The sequence below is a fragment of the Staphylococcus sp. EG-SA-17 genome, from assembly GCF_017151845.1.
In the GTDB taxonomy this organism is placed as follows: domain Bacteria; phylum Bacillota; class Bacilli; order Staphylococcales; family Staphylococcaceae; genus Staphylococcus; species Staphylococcus aureus.
On the sequence record NZ_JACVZO010000087.1, the window covers coordinates 1 to 489 of the forward strand.

General features: G+C 37.8%; 1 protein-coding gene. It reads left to right on the plus strand.

What is annotated here, in order from left to right:
- A partial coding sequence (locus tag IDG65_RS14175) for a TRAP transporter large permease subunit (protein ID WP_206174202.1) occupies nucleotides 1–489 on the plus strand: 489 nt, incomplete at both ends.

The following is a 489-nucleotide window of genomic DNA, read 5'->3' on the forward strand; positions in this document are numbered from 1 at the left end:
CGGTGAAGTAGAACCTACATTAAACATTGATATTCATCGACTTGTGAAAAATTACGAACGAGATCAAGACATTAAGTTTCCTGTAAGAGGACGCGCGCTCAAACATGGTTGGGTAATTTGGGCCAATGTACTATTGACGATTATCGTTTTAGTTATGATGTTAGCTAACGTTGCCCCGCCTGAATTTGCTTTTATGATTGGTGTTGCAATTGCATTAGTGATTAACTTCCCAAATGTGGATGAGCAAATGAACCGTCTTAAGGCACATGCACCAAATGCATTAATGATGGCCGCAGTTATTATAGCAGCAGGTATGTTCTTAGGTGTTTTAGAAGAAACAGGTATGTTAAAGTCAATTGCTTTAAATTTCATTAAGATCATTCCTGATGCCGTTGGACCATATTTACATATCATTGTCGGTTTCTTTGGCGTTCCACTTGATTTACTTACAAGTACAGATGCGTATTATTTCGCGTTACTTCCTATAGT